Genomic DNA, 18,958 nt, shown 5'->3' with positions numbered 1-18,958 from the left:
GACCCAGCCCCGTGATCACTCCGCGCTGATCGCGACGTGCCCGGGCCCGAGCTCGACGACGAGCGACGCGAGCAGGGCCCACCCGAGCGCACCGTCGATCGCGCTCTGGACGTGCTCTTCGAGCGCATCGTCCATCACGTCGCGCGAGATCGGCACGTCGGTGATCGCGACGTCACCGAGGCGCACCGTCGCGGTGTCCGCATCGAGCCCGATCCGCTCGGCGCCGCTCGGCGTGATCGCCAGCGCGTAGGCGCCGGCGCTGTCCACGAGCATGCGCGCGGTGCGCCCGTCGATCTCCATGCGCGCGACGACGATAGTCCCCTCGAACGTCGCGTGCGCGATCCCCTCGCGCGACGCGTCCTCGCCGAGCGTCAGTCGCGATCCCTGCTCGATGCGCGCGCCGAGCCGCGCGAGCAGATCGAGCCCGATCACCGCGCCGAGCTCCACGCCGAGCGCCGCGCTCTCCGCGTCGAGCTCGCGCACCACGAACGGGACGCCCCGCACCCGCATCGCGCCGAGCGCGATCTCGTCCGCGACGCCGTGCTCGGCGCGCAGCGAGGGCGCGAGCACCGTGAGGTGCACCGACGTCGCGATCAGCGCGAGCGTCGCGCGCCCCTCGACGTGGATCGCGATCACGGGCAGCGCGGAGTCCTCGCGCAGCGCGATCGTGCTCGACGTCGCGCCCTCGCGATCGTGCAACGAGCGACCACGCGCGCGCTCCGCGATCGCGGTGATCGCGCTCGCCCACGGATCGTCCTCGAGCCGCTCGAGCACACGCGCCGCGGCGTCGTACTCGTCGCGCGCGAGGAACGCAGCCGCGCGCAGCCGGACCAGCGGCTCTTCGTACGCGCCCTCGGTCGCAGCGAGCGCCACCTCGGGCCGCCGCATCGCGAGCGCCGCGCGCGCCGCGATCTCGCGCGGCAAGGGATCGCCGGGCAACGTCGCGCGCGCGTCTTCACTGCGCGCGAGCGCGGTCTCGAGCTCACCCGCGCGATACGCGCGCACCGCGTCGTCGATCGCGCGCGCATCGCTCGTCCGCGCCGCCGCGCCTCCACACGCCGCGAGGCACACCACCCACGAGAGCACCGCCAGACGTCGCACGGCGCGCGAGTCTACACATCGCGGCGCGGGATCGTCGGCGTCCATCCCGCCGGCGCGGTGCGCGCGACGGGCTCGTCGGTCGCCTCGACCCAGAGCAGCCGATCGCCGCGCAGCGCGCGCTGCACCTGTTTGTCGTGGAGCCAGCCCTCGACGCGCGGCGGCTCGAGCGCCCACACGTCGAAGAGATCCTCGATCGCGCGTCGCCCCGGCACCCGATAACACACGCGCACCGCGCGACCCTGCGCGTGCGCGTCGCGCAGCGTCGCCTCCACGTCGCCGCGCAGCGTCGCGCGCCCGCCGACGTCCTGCGCGAGCAAGAGATGCCGCGCGGTCTCGGGCCGGAGCACCTCGCAGATCGCGTCGAAGAGCGCGCGCGTCGCGAGCACGTCGGGCTCGGCGCGATGCGTCGGTCGAGGCAGCGCGAGATCCTGTGCGAGCGCCGCGAGCGACGCGCTCCCGACGCGCAGCGCGCGCTGCGCGAGGCCCCGCGTGTCGATCGCGACCTCGGGCGCCCACGCGAGCTCACCGCGCGCGACCGCTGCACGCAGGAACGCGAGATCGAACGCGATCGCGTGCCCGATCACGACCGCGCCCTCGAGCACCTCGCCGATGCGCGCCGAGAGCGCCTCGAGCAGGGGCGCGCCCGCGAGCATCGCGTCGGTGATCCCGTGGACCTCCACCGACGCGCCGACGCTCACGCCGGGATCGATCAGCGACACCACGCGATCCACGACCTCGCCGCCGACGACGCGATGGATCGCGACCTCGCAGATCCGATCGTTCGCGGGATCGCACCCCGTCATCTCGAGGTCGAGGAACGCGAGCGCCACCCGCGACAGCGGCTCGTCCCAGCTCACCCGCAAATCCTTCGAGCTGCGCGGCGCCCTTGCAAGCACGTGCTAGAGCACCGCGCCATGCGCCTCGCGGATGCGCTCGCGGCGATGCCGCCCGCGGCGTTCGAGCGCCTGCTCGCGCGGCGGGGCGTCACGCTCGATCCCGGCAAGCGGCTCCCACCCACGGAGCAGGCCGCGCGCGCCCTCGCGGTGCTGCCGGTGAAGCGTCTCGCGTCGCTGCCCGCGTCCGCGCAGGAGGCGATGCGCGCGCTGACCGCGCGTCCCGGGCACGCGCCGCGCGCCGCGCTCGGCGGCGGTGCGCTCCCGCTCGTCGAGCTCGGCCTCGTGTTCCCGCGCTCCGACGCCGCGGACGTGCTCGAGATGCCCGCCGCGTATCGCCTGCAGCTCCCCGCGCCTCCGCCCGAGGACCCTCGCGCGGCGCGCGCGCTCCTCGCGGCCGTCGACGCCGAGACCTACCGCGCGATGGCGATCGCGCTGCTCGGGCGCCCTCCGGTCGCGCCGCGACCCCTGGTGCTCGGCGACGTGCTCTCGATGCTCGAGGCCACGTCCGAGCTCGAGCGCGCCCTCGCCGGCCTCCCGCGCACCCAGCAGCGCCTGCTCGCCGCGATCGAAGCGCGAGGAGGCGAGGTCTCCGCGGACGAGCTGCTCGAGCTCGCGAAGGAGCCCGCGCGCTGGGGCCCGAGCACGACGATCCCGAAGTCGGGCGCGCTCGCGATGCTCGTCTCGCGCGCGTTCCTGCTCCCAGTCGCCGCCGGTGCGTTCGCGCTGCCCGCGGAGGTCGCGACCATCGTGGGCCGAGAGCGCCGTCGCGCCGCGCTGCGCGTCCGCGAGGACCTCGCGCGCCGCATCGCCCGCGCCGACGACGACCCGGCGCGCGCTCGCCTCGCCGACGATCCTGGTCCCCTCGCGGCTGCGCTGCTCGCCGAGCTCACCGCGCGTCGCGAGCTCGAGGGAGGCGCGGCGGTGCGTCGCTCCGCGCTGCGCGCAGCCGCGAAGGAGGCCGACATCGACCCCGAGCGCGCCGAGCTCCTCGTCGCGCTCGCGCGTGCGGTGCGCGGAGGCCCGATCGCCGATCTCCACGCCCAGCTGATCGGCACCTGGCGCGCCGGCGGCGCGTGGGACGAAGCGCGCCTCGAGCCCGACCGGATGCGCGCGACCGAGCCCGCGCTCCGCGCGCTCACACCGACGAGCGCGGTCCGCGAGGCCCTGCTCGAGCTGCTCGCCTCACTGCCCGAAGGCCGCTTCGCGCCGGCGGATGCCGTCCTGCGCGCGACCCGCTCCGACCTGCGCTGCGACGCCGCCGCCTCGATGCTCGAGCGCGCGTCGCGGCGCGCGACGGGCGTGCTCGTCCCCTCCGTCGACGCGATCCTGAAGGCGATCCTCGAGCGCTCGCTGCCGGGGCTCGGCGCCCTCGATCGCACCGAGCGCGGCGAGCTCGTCCGCCTGGCCGCGCCGGTCCGCGCGATGTTGCGTGGCGTCCCGGGCCGCACGCCCTCACGCCCCGAGCCCGTCGCGCGCTGGGAGAGCGGAGGGCGCCTGCGCCTCTCTTCACGCGTCGAGCTCGCGCGCCTGCTCGCGGTCGCGGCGATCGGACGCGTCGTTCCCCGCGAGCACGACCTCGTCCTGCGCCTCGACCGCGAGCGCATCGAGCAGCTCGCGACGCGCGGCGAGCTCGACTCGATCCGCGGCGCGCTCGACGCGCTCGCCTCGCCCGATGCCGACGCCGCGCGCCTGCTCGAGGTCGAGGCGCGCGACCTCGTCCCGTGCGAGCTCGTCCCCGCGAGCGCGTACCTCGACGTGCCCGACGACGCACTGCGTCAGACGATCACTCGCGATGACGCGTTCGCGCCGTGGATCGTCCGCGTGCTCTCCGGGGGCGTCCTCCTGCGAGACGGAGCCCCCATCGCGCGTCTCGAGCGGCGTCTACGCCGGCTCGGGGGCAGCCTGGAGCGGGCGCGCGTCGACGGTGTGAACGCCCCGGAGAGCCCCGGGGAGGCGACTTGACTGGGGCATTGCCCCGCGTACTCTCGGGCCACCGTAGGGGGGCAGTTCCGCACACATGGTGACGTACAACCCGCGCGGCCCGCGTGTCTCACACGCGGGCTGGTCGGGCGGCGGCGACGTGTGTCCGGGTCTCGCTCCCGAGGAGTGAGGTGGGGTCGGTTGGGCCCGCCTCTCCGGTCTGGAGGAAGAGCAGAATGGCAAGCGGTACTGTCAAGTGGTTCAACAATGCCAAAGGCTGGGGCTTCATCCGTCAGGACGAGGGCCCGGACGTGTTCGTCCACTACTCGCAGATCACCGGTGACGGGTTCCGCACGCTGCGCGAGGGCCAGATCGTTCAGTTCGAGCTGAAGCAGGGTCCTAAAGGACCCCTCGCCGAGGGTGTGAAGCGCGTCGACTGATCTCGTTCGGGGGGAAGAGATAGACGAAGGGCCGCTCTCGACTCACGAGGCGGCCCTTCACGTTCCGTCGACCCGATCGGGGATACAGCCGCCGGCATCGGGGGACACAGCCGCCGACATCGGGGGATACAGCCGCCGGCATCGGGGGATACAGCCCCCGGCGTGCTCACCGCACCGGCGGGACGTAGCGCTCGAGGCCCAGCGCCCAGCGCACTTCGTCGATCGCCGACTCGGTGTCGCTCGCGGGCTTCGTCCACGTCACTTCGTGCCAGACGTCGAGCACCTTCGCGGCGTCGATCGGGTCGTGCACCTGCGTCGTGCCCGACCAGGTCTCCGCGTAGCCGCGCTCCTTCGCGCCGGGCCCGATCACCTCGCGCACCCGCGCGAAGAGCTCGTCCTCGGTCGCGCCCTCCGGGAAGTCCGAGCGCTGCGAGCGCGCCGTGAAGGAGACCCGCATCTCCTCCCCGAGGAGCAGCCGCACGCCCGAGTCCATGATGTGGAGGCGAACGCGCTCGGCGACGTGGATCTCGGTCGGACGGGTCCGGTAGACCTCGATGCCCGCCGAGACGAGCTGCTCCTTCACCTTCTTGACGTCCATCCTGCTCGGTGGGAGCGCGTCATACCGCGCCGCCGCGCCGCAGCGTACCACCGCCAGCTCCGCGGGAGCAACGCACGAGCGAGGTGCGCTCGCCCCTCTTACGACGCAGTGCGTCACCTTGCGGCATGACCGACGGACCCGTACCGTGTCGCCGTCGGATGGACAGGGTCGTCGTCGTTCGCAGCCACGCGCTTCCACCCCTGCCTCTGCTGGGGATCCCAGGCGCGCGAGCCCAGACGGGCGGAGCCGTCGCGCTCGAGCGGGAGGGGCCCGGCGGGGCTCGTCGCATCGTCCGCGTCATCCCCGCCGCCAGCGCGGACGGGGCGGTCGCGGTGGTCGGGCGCGGCGCCGACGTCCTGGTGCTCGACGCGCGGGGCGACGGGCTCCCGCTTTGCCGCGACGCGCACGAGCGGCTGTTCGGGCGCGGCGCGCTCTCGGGCCCGGTGCTGCCGGATCGCACGATCGCGGTCGTGGATCCCGGGGCGGATGGGGCGAGCGCGGCGTTCGAGCTCGGACGGCGCGGGGTGGGGCAGGTGCTCGTCGCGCCCGAGCTGCACGATCTCTTCGCGCGCGTCGACGCGATCCTCGCGGGGCGCGGCCGCGGGCGCATCGCGCTCTGCCTCGCGGGCGGGGGCATCGAGGGGCTGCTCTGGGAGCTCGGCGTGCTGCGCGCGCTCGAGACGTGCCTCGTCGATCGCTCGCTGGTCGACCTCGACTTCTTCTGCGGGATCAGCGCGGGGTCGATCCTCGGCGCGCTGCTGGCGAACGGGATCGGGCCGGACGAGATCCTCCGCGCGCTCACCGGGCAGGGCAGCGCGCGTCTCGAGCCGATCCGGCGCTACGAGCTCTTCGATCCCGACATCGGCGAGGTCGCGCGCCGGCTCGCCGGGCTCGTCCGCGAGCTGCTGCGCGGCGGCGCGGGGCCGCGCGGGGCGGTCTCGTCGCTCGCGCGCGCGGTGCCGCCGGCGGTGTTCGCGGGCAAGCGCCTCGAGCGATGGCTCGAGCGGCAGCTGACGTCGCCGGGCATGTCGAACCGCTTCTCCGGCCTGCGCCGTCCGCTCTACGTGGGCGCGACCGATCAGGACACGTCGGAGGCCATGCTCTTCGGCGCGAAGACGACGCCCGAGGTGCCGGTGCACCTCGCGGCGCGCGCGAGCTCGGCGCTCGTGCCGTTCTACGCGCCGGTGCGCATCGGGAACCGCTGGTACGTCGACGGAGCGTTCTCGCGCACGACGAACATGCGCGTCGCGGTGGACGAGGGCGCGACGCTGGTGATCCTCGTCGACCCGCTCGTCCCGGTCCGTGCGCCGACGCCCGGCCACGTGCGCGCGCGGGGCGGCATCTACGGCACGATGCAGGGCCTCAAGGCGCTCATCAACGGGCGCTTCGACAAGGCAGTGCACGCGATCCGCGCGATGTATCCCGACGTCGCGTTCCACCTCTTCCGGCCCGAGCAGGACGACATGCGCGTGCTCGCGGGCTCGCCGATGAAGGTGTTCTACCGGCGCGAGATCGAGGAGATCGCGTACCGCACGACGCTCGAGCAGATCGCGACGCAGCACCCGACGCTCTCGCGCGACTTCGCGCTGCACGGCGTGCGCTTCCGCCTGCCCGCGTCGGCGCCGCGGCAGGTCGTGCCGCAGGACGAGGAGGAGCGCGCGCTCTTCGATCTCGAGGCGCTCGGCATCGAGCCGGGTCACGTCGGCTGAGCTGCTCCAAACGGCTCGCGCGGTCCCGCCGGGCTGCGCTATCGCTCCGGCGTGGTGATCGAGATCGACGCGCTGGGGCGCGAGGTCGTCGTCGCGCGCGAGCCGCGGCGCGTGGTGTCGCTGGTGCCGAGCGAGACCGAGTCCGTCGTCGCGATGGTCGGGCTCGAGCGGCTCGTCGCGCGCACCGAGTACTGCGAGGAGCCGCGGGGCTGCATCGAGTCCATCGCGACGATCGGCGGGACGAAGAACGTCGACGTCGACGCGGTGTGCGCGCTCGCGCCCGACCTCGTGCTCGCGAACCAGGAAGAGAATTCGCAGCGCGACGTCGAGGCGCTGATCGCGCGCGGCGTGAACGTGTTCGTCTCGTTCCCGTGCACGGTCGCGGCGGCGCTCGCGCATCTCGAGACGACGGCGCGTCTGCTCTACGTCGAGCCCTCGCGCGTGCCCGAGATCGATGCGCTGCGTGTCGCGCTCTCGCGCGCCGAGGCGAACGTGAGGGCGCGGCCGGTGCGCGTGTTCGCGCCGATCTGGAAGGACCCGTGGATGACGTTCGACGGGCGCACGTACGCGAGCGATCTCGTGCGGCTCGCGGGCGGCGTGAACGTGTTCGCCGATCGCGCGCGTCGTTATCCGCTCGCTGCGGATCTCGGGCGCGCGGAGGCGAAGCCCACGACGCGCGACACGCGCTATCCGCGCTTCGAGCTCGCCGAGGTCGAGACGCGCGCGCCCGAGCGCGTCTTGTTGCCCGACGAGCCGTACCGCTTCGGCGAGACGGAAAAGAGAGAGCTCGAGGCGCCCGGAAGGCGCGTCGAGCTCATCTGCGGAAAGGACCTCTTCTGGTACGGCGTGCGCGCCGCGGGAGCGCTCGAGCGTCTCGCGGCGCGCCTTTCGTCCTAGCGGGTCACATGTCGGGATCGGCGACGTTCGGCGCGCCGGGCGTGACCATCGCGGTCGTCGCCCAGTCCGTCGCCGCGTCGTTCGTGTCGCGACCGTTCGGGATGCGGCTGATCGACGCGGTCGAGCCCACGTCCTGTGCGGTCGACGCGGTGCCCTCGACGAGGTTGTAAGTGGTCCCGCTGATCGTCACCGCGGTGACCGGGCCCTCGTACGTGAGCGCGTCGAGCAGCTCGGTGCCGCGTAGGATCGCGATGCCGTCGTTCGGCCCGTTCTGCAGGTTGTCGGTCGCGGCCGTCCCGGGGAACGGCACGCGAACGACACTGCTCGGGATCGTCACGGTGTCGCGCGCGATGACCAGATACTCACCCGCGTCGAGCGAGCCGCTCAGCGCGATGCGGCCGTACTCGACCGGCCCGCTCATCGCGCCCCCGTTCACCAGCACGACGATCACGCCGGTGAGATCGAACGCGGTCGAGCCCGGATTGTAGAGCTCGATGAACTCTACGTTGTCGCCCGCGCCCGGCATGTCGTAGTCGACCTCGTTGATCACGACCGTGCCGGCGCCACCCGCGCTGACCTCGACGTCCGCGGTGCGCGTGACCGCGCCCATCGTCGCGGTGAGCGTGCCCTCTGCGGCGCTCGCGCCCGCGGTGAACGCGAACGTCGCCGTGGTCTCGCCCGCCGGTACCGTCACGCTCGGCGGCACCGCCCCGCCCGCGTCGACCGCGAGCGTGATGGTCGTACCGCCCGGAGGCGCGGGGATGTCGGTTGTCACCGTGAACGCCTGCATCTCTCCGACGCGCACGACCGCGGTGCCCGGCGTGAGCGTGAACGCGCCCGGCGTCTCGGCCGCGCCGAGCACGCGCACCTGCGCGTTGCGCATCGCGCCGCCGAGCGTCGCGGTGACGGTCACCGGCGTGCTCGACGCCGCCGCGCCCACCACGGGCACCTCCGCGCTCGCGGCGTTCGCCGGGATGATCACGTCGGCGACGGTCAGGCCCGTGCCGGCGGTGATCGTCACCGTCGTCGCCGTCGGAACCGCCCGCGCGAGGCGGACCGTGAGCGGCGTCGGGAACGTCGCGGTCGGGCTCGCGCCCGCTTCGCGCACGTACGAGAGCGGAGGCCCGAGCTCGAGCAGCTGCGCCGTACCCGCGACCACGTCGTCAGCATCGCGCGGATGCAGCTTGCTGTTCTCCCGGCGCCACGAGAGCACGCCGGTGATGGAGGTGAACGTCTCGCCCGCCGTCGCGAACGGCGTCAGGCGGAAGAAGAGGTCGTCGATGCGCAGGCCACCCGTCACCTCGAACTCGTAGGTCGGCGCGGTCTCTCCGCCCGCGGGAGCGGGCGCGACGTTGGTCACCGACACGTTCATCACGCGCACGAGCACGCCCTCGAGCGCCTCGGCGCGTGCGCCACCGGTCGTGACGTCCGCGGGAGTGACATCGACCGGGGCGGGCACCGTGCCAGTGCCGGTCACCATCACGCTCGCAGCGGACGAGGAGATCTGCGTCTCGGCGAAGAACTCCTGGACCGTTCCGTCGATCGTGACCTCGTCGCCGATCGATTGCGTCGGTCCATCGCCGCCGACGAAGACGAACACGCCCGACTGGTCCTCGCCGTCGTAGTCCTCGTCGTCCTCAGCGACCTGCGCGTAGAAGCCGTTGCTCGCGACCGCGGTCACGACCCCGCGCACCACGACGCGCGTATCGGCCGCAAACGTGCCGTCCTGGACTTCGTAGATCGTGCCGGGACAGCCCGCCGCGCCGGGGTTCGACCGCGTGGGGCACACGTCGCACGCGTCGCCCTTGGCGTCGTCGTCCATGTCCATCTGATCGGGGTTCGACCGACCGGGGCAGTTGTCGGTCGTGTCGGGGACGTCGTCGCGATCTTGATCGTTCGGATCGAACGCCTCGCACGTCGTCGCGTCCGCCTCGAGCGGGCAGGGATCGCAGATGTCGCCCTCGCCGTCGTCGTCCGCGTCCGCCTGCGCGCCCATGTCGAGGGGGCGGATCGGGTTGAACATCGACGGGCAGTTGTCCTCGGCGTTCGCGATCCCGTCGCCGTCGGAGTCGTCGGCCGTCGCGTTGCCGTCGTACTCGTTCGATCCGTCGATGCTCGGCATCGCGACGACTGCGTCGGGGTACTCGGTACGGCGCGGATGGCAGGTCGGCTCGTCCGGGGGCGTCGCGCCGTCGCAGACGAAGAGCTGGTACTTGCGGTCGTTCGCCGCCTCGAGCGCTGCGAGGCTCATCCCGGTCTCGCGCATCACGCACGCGCGACGCGGGCTGCCGCAGACGTCCATCGTGTCGCACGCATCGCCGTTGGGAAGCGCCGCGACGACGGCCGCCTCACCATAGAGCACTTCTCCGCCACGCAGCACGAGCGCGACGTTCTCCGGCTGCGCGTCGATCACCGCGCGGTGCAGCGCGTTCACCGAGCCGTCGAAGATCACGAGGTCCGCGACGCGGCCCGGCGCGATCGATCCGATCACGTCGTCAGTCGCGGTGGCGATCGCGCCGTTGAGCGTCGCCATGCGCCAGAGATCGAGATCGGAGAAGTAACCGTCCCAGTACTGCGCGTTGAGCTCGTCGGCGCACTGGAGCTCGCGGAGCATGTTCATCGAGCCGCTGTAGATCCAGTCGGTGCCCATCGCGATCGGCACGCCGAGACGGTCGTACTCGGGGGTGCGCGCAGTGTCGCCGTAGAGCGAGATGTTCGAGCGCGGCGACCAGACCAGCATCGTGCCCTCGGCCGCGGCGTGCTCGATGTCGCTCGGCAGCAGGCCGATGCCGTGGATCATCGCGGTCTGCGGCTCGATGAGGTCGTTCGCGCCCTCCATGCGCATGCAGAGGAACTCGTTGCGCGCCTCGGCGTCGATGCCCTCGGAGACGTGCGGGGTGTACGCGTCCTCGCCGGCGATGCGCTCGGCGCTGTCTTCCCACGAGTAGCTACAGCCGCTCTCGCGCAGCGTTCCGCCGCTGTCGCCCAGAGGGAACGTTTGGTAGTAGGTCTCTGCCTGGCCGAGGCCTTCCATGTTGGCGCCTGCGCTGTCGAGGTTCCGCATGAGCCCCGAGCTGCCGCCCGATCCGTTCACCGCCGTCGCGCCGCCGATGATCATGCGGAGCTCGGCCCACTGCATCTCGGCCTGCGACGCGCGGCCCGGCGGCCGGAAGTCGTCCGAGTGATCGCGCAGGCCGCGGCGCCAGTCGTGCCGGTGCTCGAAGCGCTCGTTGGTGCCGGCGAACGTCGGTTCCGTCGGAAGGCCCTGATACGTCATGTGCTCGTGCGCGTTGACGAGGCCGGGCGAGAGCACGCCGTCGGGGCACGAGACGCGCGTCGCGCCGCTCGCGCCTTCGGCGCTCGCGCAGTCGCAGTCGGCGCACACGATCGAGCCCGTCGCGTTGACGAGCACCTGGCCGCCCGCGAGCACGCGGCCGTCGGCCATCAGCACGTCGGCGGTGATCAGCAGGTTCGCGTCACCCGCGGTGGTCTCGCAGATCGCGCCGCCGGGCAGCGAAGGTGCGTCGGCGGCGGGGCACTCGACGATCATCACGTCGTCGCCGCCACCGCCGTCGGGCATGCCGCCGTCGGGCACCTGCGCATCGACGTCTGGGGTCTCGCCGTCGGGGCGCGGTCCGCCGTCGACGGTGCCGCCGTCGTCGTCGTCGCCGCAGCCGGTCGCGAGCATCGCGGGGACGAGAGAGATGGAGAGGAGAGCTGCGACCCGAAGCAGCCGTGCAACGTCCATGAGGCTCCGTGGGGGATCGAAAAAAATGGAAGCCCCCACGATTCGAGACGCGCGCGGCGAGGTCAAGCCGCTTCTCTGGATCATTCCGCGATCAGAGATGCTCGACCGACTTGAGCATCTCCGGGACGAAATGGGTGCGCGGGTGGATCAGCGTGCGGCGCGCGCGGCCGCGGACACTGAAGATGCGATCGAGCTCGTCCTCGTAGCGGCCGCCTTGGACGAGATCGCCGTCGATGAAGTCGTAGGTGGTGACCTCCCCGGATCGCGTGTCCTGAGCTGCCGCGGGAGCGGCGAGGGCGGCGATCAGAGCGGCCGAGAGAGCGATCGTGAGACGCATGGCGGACCTCCTCCGCGCTGCGACGGGCGAGCTGTCCAGAAGGTCTGGCCAGTGTCGCGAAACGCGCCGTTTTCACACTGGACGCGGCTTGTTCGTTGCTGCACAGTCCCCCGCACGACGGGTGGACCGCCCTCGCGGCGGCCGCCACGGAGGTAGTCAGATGCGGCGACGGATGTTCCTGGGGAAGGTCCACCGGGCGGTGATCACGCACGCCGACCTCGAGTACGAGGGCAGCTGCACCATCGACGCCGACCTGATGGACGCGGCGGGGATGATCGAGCACGAGGAGCTGCACATCTGGAACGTCACGCGCGGGACGCGCCTCGTGACGTACACGCTGGCAGGTCCGCGCGGCTCGGGCGTCATCTGCATCAACGGCGCGGCGGCGCACCTCAACAAGCCGGGCGACCTCGTGATCCTCGCGACGTTCGGCGAGATGGACGACGACGAAGCGCGCCGTCACGTGCCGAAGGTCGTCCGCGTCGACGAGAAGAACCGCATCATCGGCGACGAGGCCGAGCGCGCGGGCCCGCAGATGCCGCTGCACCACGAGCGCGGCGTCCCGCAGCCGAGCTGAAGCGCGCGCGAGCGCGTCGCGCACGAAGAAGGCAGCTCCGAGCCCGGTGCTCGCGAGCTGCCTTCGCGCGTGTAGGATGCGCGTCGGACGCGCCGGGATGGCGGAACGGCAGACGCAGGGGATTTAAAATCCCACGCCTCGGAAGAGGCATGAGGGTTCGAGTCCCTCTCCCGGCAATACGAACCGCGACGAACGAGGGGCGAAATCGAGCGATCGGCGGCAATCGAGGGCAACGGTCGTTCACGGTAGATCCCGGTCGATCCGGGTCGTTTTGCCCCCGCATTGCCCCCGGGGTCAGCCCCCCTTGTTGACGGCGTGTCGGTCCTCCAGAGTCGACCCCTGGCCGCACCCACACGGACGGAGGAGCATGGAACCGATCTCGTCGTTCAGGGACAGGAAAGAAGACCTGCTCAAGGACATCTCCGACGATCTTCACGATATCAAGGTCGCGCTGACGCCCGGTGAGCCTCCGCCCCCTGAGGTGGCGCGGTTGCACTTCGCAGGGATCGGCGCCGCCGAGGTGAAGCTCGTCGCGGTGCAGGCTTGGGCCGCCACGGGCGACGGCGAGGCGACGATCATGATCGGCGGGCAGTGGCACCGCGTGACCGGCGACGCGAATCAGCTCGTGGACGCGCACGCACGCTGGAGTGAGATCGACTAAGGGGCAGGCCCCGTGCGCACGAACCGGCCGCGCGGGGCCGCATCGCCCACGACCCGCAGCTAGAGTTGCCGAATGAGTCAACTCCAGCCCGAGAAGATCGAACCTCGCCCGCGAGTGGGGCGCTCCGCTGACAAGACGATCGCGAGCGAGCAGGCCCGGCGGCCTGGTTTCGTCGCGAGCGGCCCCGACGCCCTCGGGGTCGTTTTCGAGGCGTTCGGTGAGACCGAGCACGAGGCGCGGGAGCACTGGATCGCCGAAGCCGAGCGACGCGCCGCCGGGAGCCGTCGCTAGGCCTCGCCCCAGGTCACCATCAGCACCGGCCTCGCGCGCATGAACCACCGCGCGAGGCGCGGCGTGCGGGCTGCGACGACGAGCGCGACCGAACCCCACGCGAGCATCACCTCGGAGTGATCCTCCATGACGAGCGGGGGCGCGTCCTGCGCGGCGACACAGGCGACGAGACCGGCGCGGGTGAACATGCCCGCGTGTCGGTCGGGGTCGCGCGCGGTTGCGCGTCGGGCGTACCATCGAGGTCGATGGAGCTGGAAGAGTACGAGCGGATCACCGACGCCGCGGTGAGTGCGTTCCTCGAAGAGCACTTCCGTAGCCTCGAACACGCGCCGCCAATCCTCTGGCAGTACACGGATCTCGCGGGGCTCCAGGGCATCCTGACGAACCGGCGCATCTGGGCGACGCACATCCGGTTTCTCAACGATCCGAACGAGGGGCTGCACACGCTCGACCTGCTCCGCGAACGCTTCGAGCGAGAGGACCAGCCGGCCGGTGTGCGGTTCCTTAGTCATGCGATCGAGGTGACTCGTGCTGGCACCTACCTCGCGTGCTTCTCCAGCGACTCGGACCGCTTGAGTCAGTGGCGCGCGTACGCACGTGACGGCGAGGGTTTCGCGATCGGCATGGACCTGCGCGCGGTGCCTTCGCATGAGGACGTCGGCGTGCCGCAGAACGTCTGCGGCGGGCCGTTTGTGGTCCGGGTCGAGTACGACGCGCGCGCGAAAGATCGCGCGTTCGACGCCCTGTTCGACATCGGCGGTATGCGCATGCTCCCTGAGCCCCTGCGACGTGATCCGAAGTTCCAGGCCATCGCCGCCGGTGCTGTGCTGCGCATGGCGCACTTCTGCGCGGTGACGTTCAAACACCAGGCGTACGAAGAAGAGCAGGAGTGGCGGCTCGTGTGGCTTGGGCCGTGCGTGGACAAGGCACCGCCTGGGGCGAAGCCGACGTTCGCTCAACAGAGCTACTCTAAGGGTCATCCCGACCTGCCCCTGCGGTTCCGTCCGACGAAGTACGGACTCGCGCCGTATCTCGACTGGCGTCTTGAGCCGCCTTCGGTTGCCCCGAGCGGCAACCCGCCGGGTCCGGTGATCAAGCAGGTCGTTCTCGGGCCGAAAAGCACCGCCGAGACCGCGTTCGCGATCCCTGCGTTTCTCGACTGCACCGGACACGACGTCGAGATCCGGAAGTCCGAGGCGTCCTACCGCTAAGCCGCGCCGCGTGCCCGCGCGCGCTCCTGAGCCCGCGCGACCTTGCGCTGGTACGTGGCGCGTACGACCGCCGCGGCGGGCCCCTCCTCGGCGCGCAGCTCGCGGGACGCGGCGGCGTTCGCCTCCGCCGCGAGCGCGCACGCGGCGCACGGCCCCGTGCCCACGTGCAGCCCGCAATCGCTCTCGACGTCGTGATCGAGCTCGATCACAGGATCGCGGTGGTGTAGCGGACCTCGCAGACGTAGACCGAATCCGGGCTCGCGTCGGCGCCGGGATCTACGCGCACGAGCAGCCCCAGATTCGTGTGGCCGTACACGCTCGAATCGGTGTCAGCGAGCGTGATCGAAAGACCCGTGGCCGAGACCGTCTGTAGGTTCGACGTCGCGTCACTCCGCACGTCCGCGATGGAGACCGGCACGAGGCCGGACGCGGGCACGCGGTACACCTGCACGCGTGTGCGATTGCTGCTCGTCGCGCGAGCCGCGCCGGGCTTGAGGAACACGCGCACGGCCGTGATCTCGCAGACCGAGGGCAGCACGCCGCCGCCCATGAGGCTCCAGTGAAACGGCGACTTGGCGGCGCCCTGCGAGGTCGCCCCGAGGACGCTCACGGCCCACCCGGGCATCGTGTCGGTGGAGTCCCAGCCCGACGAGCCCTGGAGCGCGTGCAGGTAGGTGCCGCGGCTCGCCGCGAGGTCGGGGCGGGTGAACGCATGCAGCTCGGCGCGCGAGGTCTCGATCCGGGCGCGCTCCTCCTCCAACCACGCGAGCCAATCGCCGTGGTTCCCGAACACGAAGTTCAGCGCCTCGGCGTCGAGAACCTGTCCCGGTTCGAAGCCCTCCGTTCGGCGCGGCGCGCCCGGATCGACGCGCGTGGGCGTGCCGCCGTGAGGGTCGCCGTCCACGGTGTACAGGGCCTGCGTGGCGAATCCGGGCGAGGTTGAGGGTGCGGGCATGGTTCTCTCAGGTCTCCAGGTGAATCGAGGGGCGCGCGCGCATGGCGGCGCGTGCGCGTTCGGACGGGCTCTCGCCGTCGGCGGCGAGGCGCGCAGCGAGATCGTTTGAGGTCAAACGATTGTCCGCGCGCACGACCGGCGCGGCGGCCGCGAGGGCGCGGCCCGCGATCATCTCGGTACGCGCGATCTCGCTCGGGCTCAGGCCCTCCGCCGCGAGGCGCGCGTCGGCGCGCTGGCCATCCGCGACGCGCGTGACGGAGCACGTCGAACCGCACCGGCCGTGAGGCACGAGCGCGACCTCGTGAAACCGAGGCCGGCGCTGCGTACCGTCCGCGTCGACGTCGACGACGTACCCGCAGCTGAACTCACGCGTCGAACCGGCGTGGATCTCCGCGAGCGCGCCCGCATCGTCGATGCGCATGTCCGCGTGGAGAGCCCCGCCCTCCGCGCGCGCGTCGATCACCGTGCCGATGGTCTTGCCACCGTGCCCGAGACGCACCGGCAGACCGACCAGCGTGCGCGGCTCACCGAGACTCGATGGGTGCGCGTCGACCCGGTTCGCGCCGTCGGGATACCAGAGCCACCCCGCCGCGCGCACGACGCCGCTCACGGTCGAGGAATCGCAGCGCGAGCCCGAGGCCGCGCACGGTGCGCAGCACGCGATCATACGCGTCGGCCGTACTGGGCTCGGCGCATCTCGATCACCGCGTCGACGGTGAGCATCGCGGCCTGCTCGCAACCGAGCACGTTCGACGGCGCCTCGGGCTTTTCGATGATCTGGAGTCGCAGCTCGCGGAGATCGGCCGGAGGCGACCAGCCCACGGGGACCCAGCACGGCGTGACCCAGACGCCGCGATCGCCCTCGTAACAGAGCCACCGCTGATCACGCGCCTTCGACGGCGGCGACGCGCCGAGCACGAACACGATCCGCTCGTCGGAGAGCGGCTTGCCGTCCTCGGACCACGAGCAGGGGCAGCTCGCGAGGAACGAGATCGGAACGTCCGGGGGGATCCGCCCGCGCGAACGCGGCTTCGGTTCGAGGGCAGCGATCCGCGCCTCCAGGGCTGCGATGCGATCGTCGATCGAGATCACTTCGCACCTCGGCTCAGGCTCGCGATCTGATCACGCAGGTGCTGGTGCGCCTCCGCTCCCGTCGGGAGCTTCCGGCGCGCGGGCTCGGCGCCCACGCTCGCGCTCCGCTGCTCGCTCGGGGCAACGCTCTCTCGCGCGACCTCGGGGCGCACAACCGCGCCGCCCTGGCCCGGCGGAGGGAGGATCTCGTGCGCGCCGTCGTCCTCGGGCTCGTGCTCGGGCGCGCAGGTGCACGGCTTCGCGTCGCGCCGCGCGTCACCCAGGGGCGTGCCGGCCACAGAGCGGCCGCTCGCGTCGATGCGTCCGAGCACGAACGCGGTGTCGCTGGTTTTCGTCTCACTCATGGCGGGGTTCAGTCCTCCCAGGCCGGCGCGACGATGCGCGGGCCGATGCTTACGGGTTCCTTCGCGGTCGCGACGATCACGACCGACACCGCACCGGGTTCGCGCTCGACGAACCGCACGCGCGAGACCTCGCGCGGGGTCGGGAACGTGCGCCCGGGGCGCTGGCGCGAGACCTCGTGTCCCTCGGCGTCGAGGAAGATCGCGACGGTCGCGCCGAGCGCTTGCGCGCTCGTGATCCCGGCGGGGTGCTCCAGGTCGATGTACGGGCCCTGGTCGTCGCGATCGGGCGTGCCCTGGATGATCATCGCTCGCTCTCTTCCGTGAGCAGGGAGCGCAGCCCGCGCTCGATCGCCGCGCGGACGATCTGCGAGCGCGAGGGTCGCACCCCGGTCGCCTCGTACACGCGATCGCGTGCGCGCTCGACCTCACCAACGAGGCGCGAATCGCAGCGGGCGTGCACCGTGTCTTCCATCGATCGTCATTGTAACACGGCGGCGCGAGCACATTCTCCGCGCAAGTCAAGCGCACATATGCACACCTCGGATTGCTGACCGACGGACGTCAAGTCCGCGGCGGTCGCACGCGATCTGGGCTCGGCGCGCGTGCCGCGCCGCTACGCCGGGCGCCCGGCGAGCAAGGCCTCCAGGCCGCGCACGCGAGAGCGCTCCTGATCGAGCTCGATGCGCGTCGCCGCGAGGTCCGCGCGCGCGTGCTCGACCTCGGTGCGAGCTGCGGCGAGGTCGTGTTCTGCGGCGGTCGCGCGCGCGGTCGCGGCGTCGACCTCGGTGCGCGTCGTCGCGGCCTCTGCGTCGCCCTCGGGCGCGAGCGCGGCACGGACGCGCGCGAGGGCAGCGTCGTGGATCGTCGCGTCGCCGTACTGCGCGGCGCGCGCGAGGTCCGAGACCGCTCGCACCAGCTGATCGAGGACCGCGGCGTGCGGCCCGCTCCACGCGCCGTGCTCGGCGTCGGTCACGACCTCGATCAGGTCGAGCCGGTGATCGGGCAGATTGCCGAAGTCGAGCGCGGCCCGGGACGCGGCTTCCTGCTCGGCGTGCTCCTGCTCGCGCGCCCACGCGTGGAGCACGACGAGATCGCGCGCCGGAGTCTTCCCGGTCGCGAGTGCGCCGCGGATCTGCTGCGCAACCTCATGCGAGAGCAGCGTGCCGCTCGGCGGTACCTGGGCGCGCACCTCGGCGGGCGGCGTGTCCGCGAGCCAGCGCCCTTTCGCGCACGCCTTCTTGACGACGTCGACCGAGAGATCGACCGCGCGCGCCGCGTCTGCGATCGGAACGCCCGCGCGCACGAGATCACGCGCACGAGCGAGGGCGCGTTCACGTGCAGGATCGCGGCTCACGAGAGGACCTCGAACGCGTCCACGTGCGGGATCCCGATCGGCGCCGACGAGATCCACACGTGCTCGTTGCCGCGCCCCTCGGGCGCCCACGGACCCGGCGCGCGGTCGACCCACGCGCCGCCCTCGGCCTCGCCGCGCGCGAGGTAGACCCACGAGCCATCGCGGAGAGCCCAGCGCCACGTCGCGATCACGAGCGGCTCACGCACACGCGCGACCGCGAGGCCACCGCCGGCCTGGACCTCGCCGCGTCCGACGACGCGCTCGAACCACGCGCGCGCCTGGTACTGCCAGGGCAGGAGGTGTTGCCCCTCGGTGCGAGGCAGCAAGGGCAGCGTCCACGGCGTGGACAGGAGCGGGTGCGCGTCGTGGGGCGACTGGACGGGGCCGACGGGCGCGCCGTCCGCGAGCGCTACCACCGCGGCCTCGTGCCGGGCCGGAACCTCGCCGCGGCTCGCCCACGCGCGCACCGTGCCGGGGGCAACGCCCCCGAGGGCGAGGCCGAGGGCGCGGGCGCTCCCGAGGCGTTGGAGGGCGCGGTGTAGGGCGTCGTGCTGCACCTACGAGGGTACCATGGGGCGTTGCGTACCCGTTGGGCCGGAGGGCTCGGGGAAGGCGCGCAGCACGGGCGGGGCGGCGCACCCGCACCGGACCGGCACCGGGGGCACGGGCTCGATAGGCCGCCGGGGCGGCGTGCGCGGGATGCGCAATCCCAAGCGCAAGCGCGGGATCTGCCGCCGAATCTTGCGCAGCGCGTTGCCCTCGGGGGCAGTGCGGGACCCCGGTCGTGATCTGGCGCGGGTTGGCGCAGGGCACCGGCACACGACGCG

Annotated in this window: 21 protein-coding genes and 1 tRNA gene; 8 read left to right on the top strand and 14 right to left on the bottom strand. The window is 72.4% G+C overall.

Translation table 11 applies throughout. From position 1 onward, the window contains the following. Positions 1 to 15: 15 nt before the first annotated feature. Both DB32_RS28560 and DB32_RS28555 read right to left on the bottom strand, forming a co-directional pair. Entirely contained in the window at positions 16 to 1,101 is a 1,086-nt protein-coding gene (locus tag DB32_RS28560; RefSeq protein ID WP_157069499.1) for a hypothetical protein, read from the bottom strand. An 11-nt stretch (positions 1,102 to 1,112) separates the two neighbouring features. Continuing rightward, positions 1,113 to 1,958, bottom strand: coding sequence for a 3'-5' exonuclease (locus DB32_RS28555; RefSeq protein WP_157069498.1), 846 nt, complete (start codon positions 1,956 to 1,958; stop codon positions 1,113 to 1,115). Between the two features lie 57 nt (positions 1,959 to 2,015). Between DB32_RS28555 and DB32_RS28550 the strand changes: the two genes are divergently transcribed. Beyond that, complete coding sequence (locus DB32_RS28550; RefSeq protein ID WP_053235801.1) at positions 2,016 to 3,959, top strand: hypothetical protein; 1,944 nt, start codon at positions 2,016 to 2,018, stop codon at positions 3,957 to 3,959. A 194-nt stretch (positions 3,960 to 4,153) separates the two neighbouring features. Next, the gene (locus DB32_RS28545; RefSeq protein WP_053238992.1) at positions 4,154 to 4,357 is read left to right on the top strand and encodes a cold-shock protein; all 204 of its coding nucleotides are present in this window, start codon (positions 4,154 to 4,156) and stop codon (positions 4,355 to 4,357) included. A 166-nt stretch (positions 4,358 to 4,523) separates the two neighbouring features. On the opposite strand, the gene DB32_RS28540 is transcribed toward DB32_RS28545, so the two are convergent. Beyond that, entirely contained in the window at positions 4,524 to 4,955 is a 432-nt protein-coding gene (locus DB32_RS28540; RefSeq protein WP_053235800.1) for a hypothetical protein, read from the bottom strand. Positions 4,956 to 5,287: 332 nt separating this feature from the next. Here DB32_RS28540 and DB32_RS28535 point away from each other — a divergent pair, with 332 nt between their 5' ends. Together DB32_RS28535 and DB32_RS28530 are read left to right on the top strand one after the other, a co-directional pair. Beyond that, the gene (locus DB32_RS28535; RefSeq protein WP_053235799.1) at positions 5,288 to 6,664 is read left to right on the top strand and encodes a patatin-like phospholipase family protein; all 1,377 of its coding nucleotides are present in this window, start codon (positions 5,288 to 5,290) and stop codon (positions 6,662 to 6,664) included. 54 nt (positions 6,665 to 6,718) lie between these two features. Further along, complete coding sequence (locus DB32_RS28530; protein ID WP_075098050.1) at positions 6,719 to 7,561, top strand: helical backbone metal receptor; 843 nt, start codon at positions 6,719 to 6,721, stop codon at positions 7,559 to 7,561. A 4-nt stretch (positions 7,562 to 7,565) separates the two neighbouring features. Here the strand turns inward: DB32_RS28530 and DB32_RS28525 are convergent, their stop codons facing one another. Continuing rightward, positions 7,566 to 11,249, bottom strand: a complete 3,684-nt coding sequence (locus DB32_RS28525; RefSeq protein ID WP_053235797.1) for an amidohydrolase family protein — start codon at positions 11,247 to 11,249, stop codon at positions 7,566 to 7,568. A 151-nt stretch (positions 11,250 to 11,400) separates the two neighbouring features. Continuing rightward, on the bottom strand, positions 11,401 to 11,646 hold the full coding sequence (locus tag DB32_RS28520; RefSeq protein ID WP_053235796.1) for a hypothetical protein: 246 nt from the start codon (positions 11,644 to 11,646) through the stop codon (positions 11,401 to 11,403). Between the two features lie 160 nt (positions 11,647 to 11,806). On the opposite strand from DB32_RS28520, the gene panD reads away from it, so the two are divergent. The 3 genes from panD (at position 11,807) to DB32_RS47225 (ending at position 12,884) form a co-directional block, all read left to right on the top strand. Next, positions 11,807 to 12,223: an aspartate 1-decarboxylase gene (panD, locus tag DB32_RS28515; protein ID WP_053235795.1), complete on the top strand. Its 417-nt coding sequence runs from the start codon at positions 11,807 to 11,809 to the stop codon at positions 12,221 to 12,223. 91 nt (positions 12,224 to 12,314) lie between these two features. After that, a tRNA-Leu gene (locus DB32_RS28510) sits at positions 12,315 to 12,399 on the top strand. A gap of 191 nt (positions 12,400 to 12,590) precedes the next feature. Continuing rightward, positions 12,591 to 12,884, top strand: a complete 294-nt coding sequence (locus DB32_RS47225; RefSeq protein WP_157069497.1) for a hypothetical protein — start codon at positions 12,591 to 12,593, stop codon at positions 12,882 to 12,884. Positions 12,885 to 13,171: 287 nt separating this feature from the next. Here DB32_RS47225 and DB32_RS28500 read toward each other — a convergent pair whose 3' ends face one another. Beyond that, positions 13,172 to 13,363, bottom strand: coding sequence for a hypothetical protein (locus tag DB32_RS28500; RefSeq protein WP_053235793.1), 192 nt, complete (start codon positions 13,361 to 13,363; stop codon positions 13,172 to 13,174). A 57-nt stretch (positions 13,364 to 13,420) separates the two neighbouring features. On the opposite strand from DB32_RS28500, the gene DB32_RS28495 reads away from it, so the two are divergent. Next, on the top strand, positions 13,421 to 14,386 hold the full coding sequence (locus DB32_RS28495; RefSeq protein WP_053235792.1) for a DUF2971 domain-containing protein: 966 nt from the start codon (positions 13,421 to 13,423) through the stop codon (positions 14,384 to 14,386). On the opposite strand, the gene DB32_RS28490 is transcribed toward DB32_RS28495, so the two are convergent. The 8 genes from DB32_RS28490 to DB32_RS28455 all read right to left on the bottom strand — a co-directional run bounded on the left by DB32_RS28490 (position 14,383) and on the right by DB32_RS28455 (position 18,547). Then, positions 14,383 to 14,595, bottom strand: coding sequence for a hypothetical protein (locus DB32_RS28490; protein WP_053235791.1), 213 nt, complete (start codon positions 14,593 to 14,595; stop codon positions 14,383 to 14,385). The genes DB32_RS28495 and DB32_RS28490 overlap by 4 nt on opposite strands. Continuing rightward, the gene (locus DB32_RS28485) at positions 14,592 to 15,341 is read right to left on the bottom strand and encodes a hypothetical protein (RefSeq protein WP_157069496.1); all 750 of its coding nucleotides are present in this window, start codon (positions 15,339 to 15,341) and stop codon (positions 14,592 to 14,594) included. The genes DB32_RS28490 and DB32_RS28485 overlap by 4 nt, the downstream gene beginning before the upstream one ends. 7 nt (positions 15,342 to 15,348) lie before the next feature. Further along, positions 15,349 to 16,080 carry a DUF2213 domain-containing protein gene (locus DB32_RS28480; RefSeq protein WP_157069495.1) on the bottom strand — a complete coding sequence of 244 codons (732 nt, stop codon included), beginning with the start codon at positions 16,078 to 16,080 and terminating at the stop codon, positions 15,349 to 15,351. Next, positions 16,005 to 16,433: a hypothetical protein gene (locus tag DB32_RS28475; protein ID WP_053235788.1), complete on the bottom strand. Its 429-nt coding sequence runs from the start codon at positions 16,431 to 16,433 to the stop codon at positions 16,005 to 16,007. Before DB32_RS28475 ends, DB32_RS28480 begins: the two co-directional genes overlap by 76 nt. Further along, the gene (locus DB32_RS28470; protein WP_053235787.1) at positions 16,430 to 16,777 is read right to left on the bottom strand and encodes a hypothetical protein; all 348 of its coding nucleotides are present in this window, start codon (positions 16,775 to 16,777) and stop codon (positions 16,430 to 16,432) included. Before DB32_RS28470 ends, DB32_RS28475 begins: the two co-directional genes overlap by 4 nt. Before the next feature lie 8 nt (positions 16,778 to 16,785). Continuing rightward, positions 16,786 to 17,082, bottom strand: coding sequence for a hypothetical protein (locus DB32_RS28465; protein ID WP_053235786.1), 297 nt, complete (start codon positions 17,080 to 17,082; stop codon positions 16,786 to 16,788). Between the two features lie 308 nt (positions 17,083 to 17,390). Next, positions 17,391 to 18,080: a hypothetical protein gene (locus DB32_RS28460; protein ID WP_053235785.1), complete on the bottom strand. Its 690-nt coding sequence runs from the start codon at positions 18,078 to 18,080 to the stop codon at positions 17,391 to 17,393. Positions 18,081 to 18,127: 47 nt separating this feature from the next. Further along, the gene (locus tag DB32_RS28455) at positions 18,128 to 18,547 is read right to left on the bottom strand and encodes a hypothetical protein (RefSeq protein WP_157069494.1); all 420 of its coding nucleotides are present in this window, start codon (positions 18,545 to 18,547) and stop codon (positions 18,128 to 18,130) included. Between the last annotated feature and the right edge of the window lie 411 nt (positions 18,548 to 18,958).

It is taken from the genome of Sandaracinus amylolyticus, assembly GCF_000737325.1.
In the GTDB taxonomy this organism is placed as follows: domain Bacteria; phylum Myxococcota_A; class Polyangia; order Polyangiales; family Sandaracinaceae; genus Sandaracinus; species Sandaracinus amylolyticus.
This window is presented reverse-complemented; position numbering and strand designations above follow the sequence as displayed.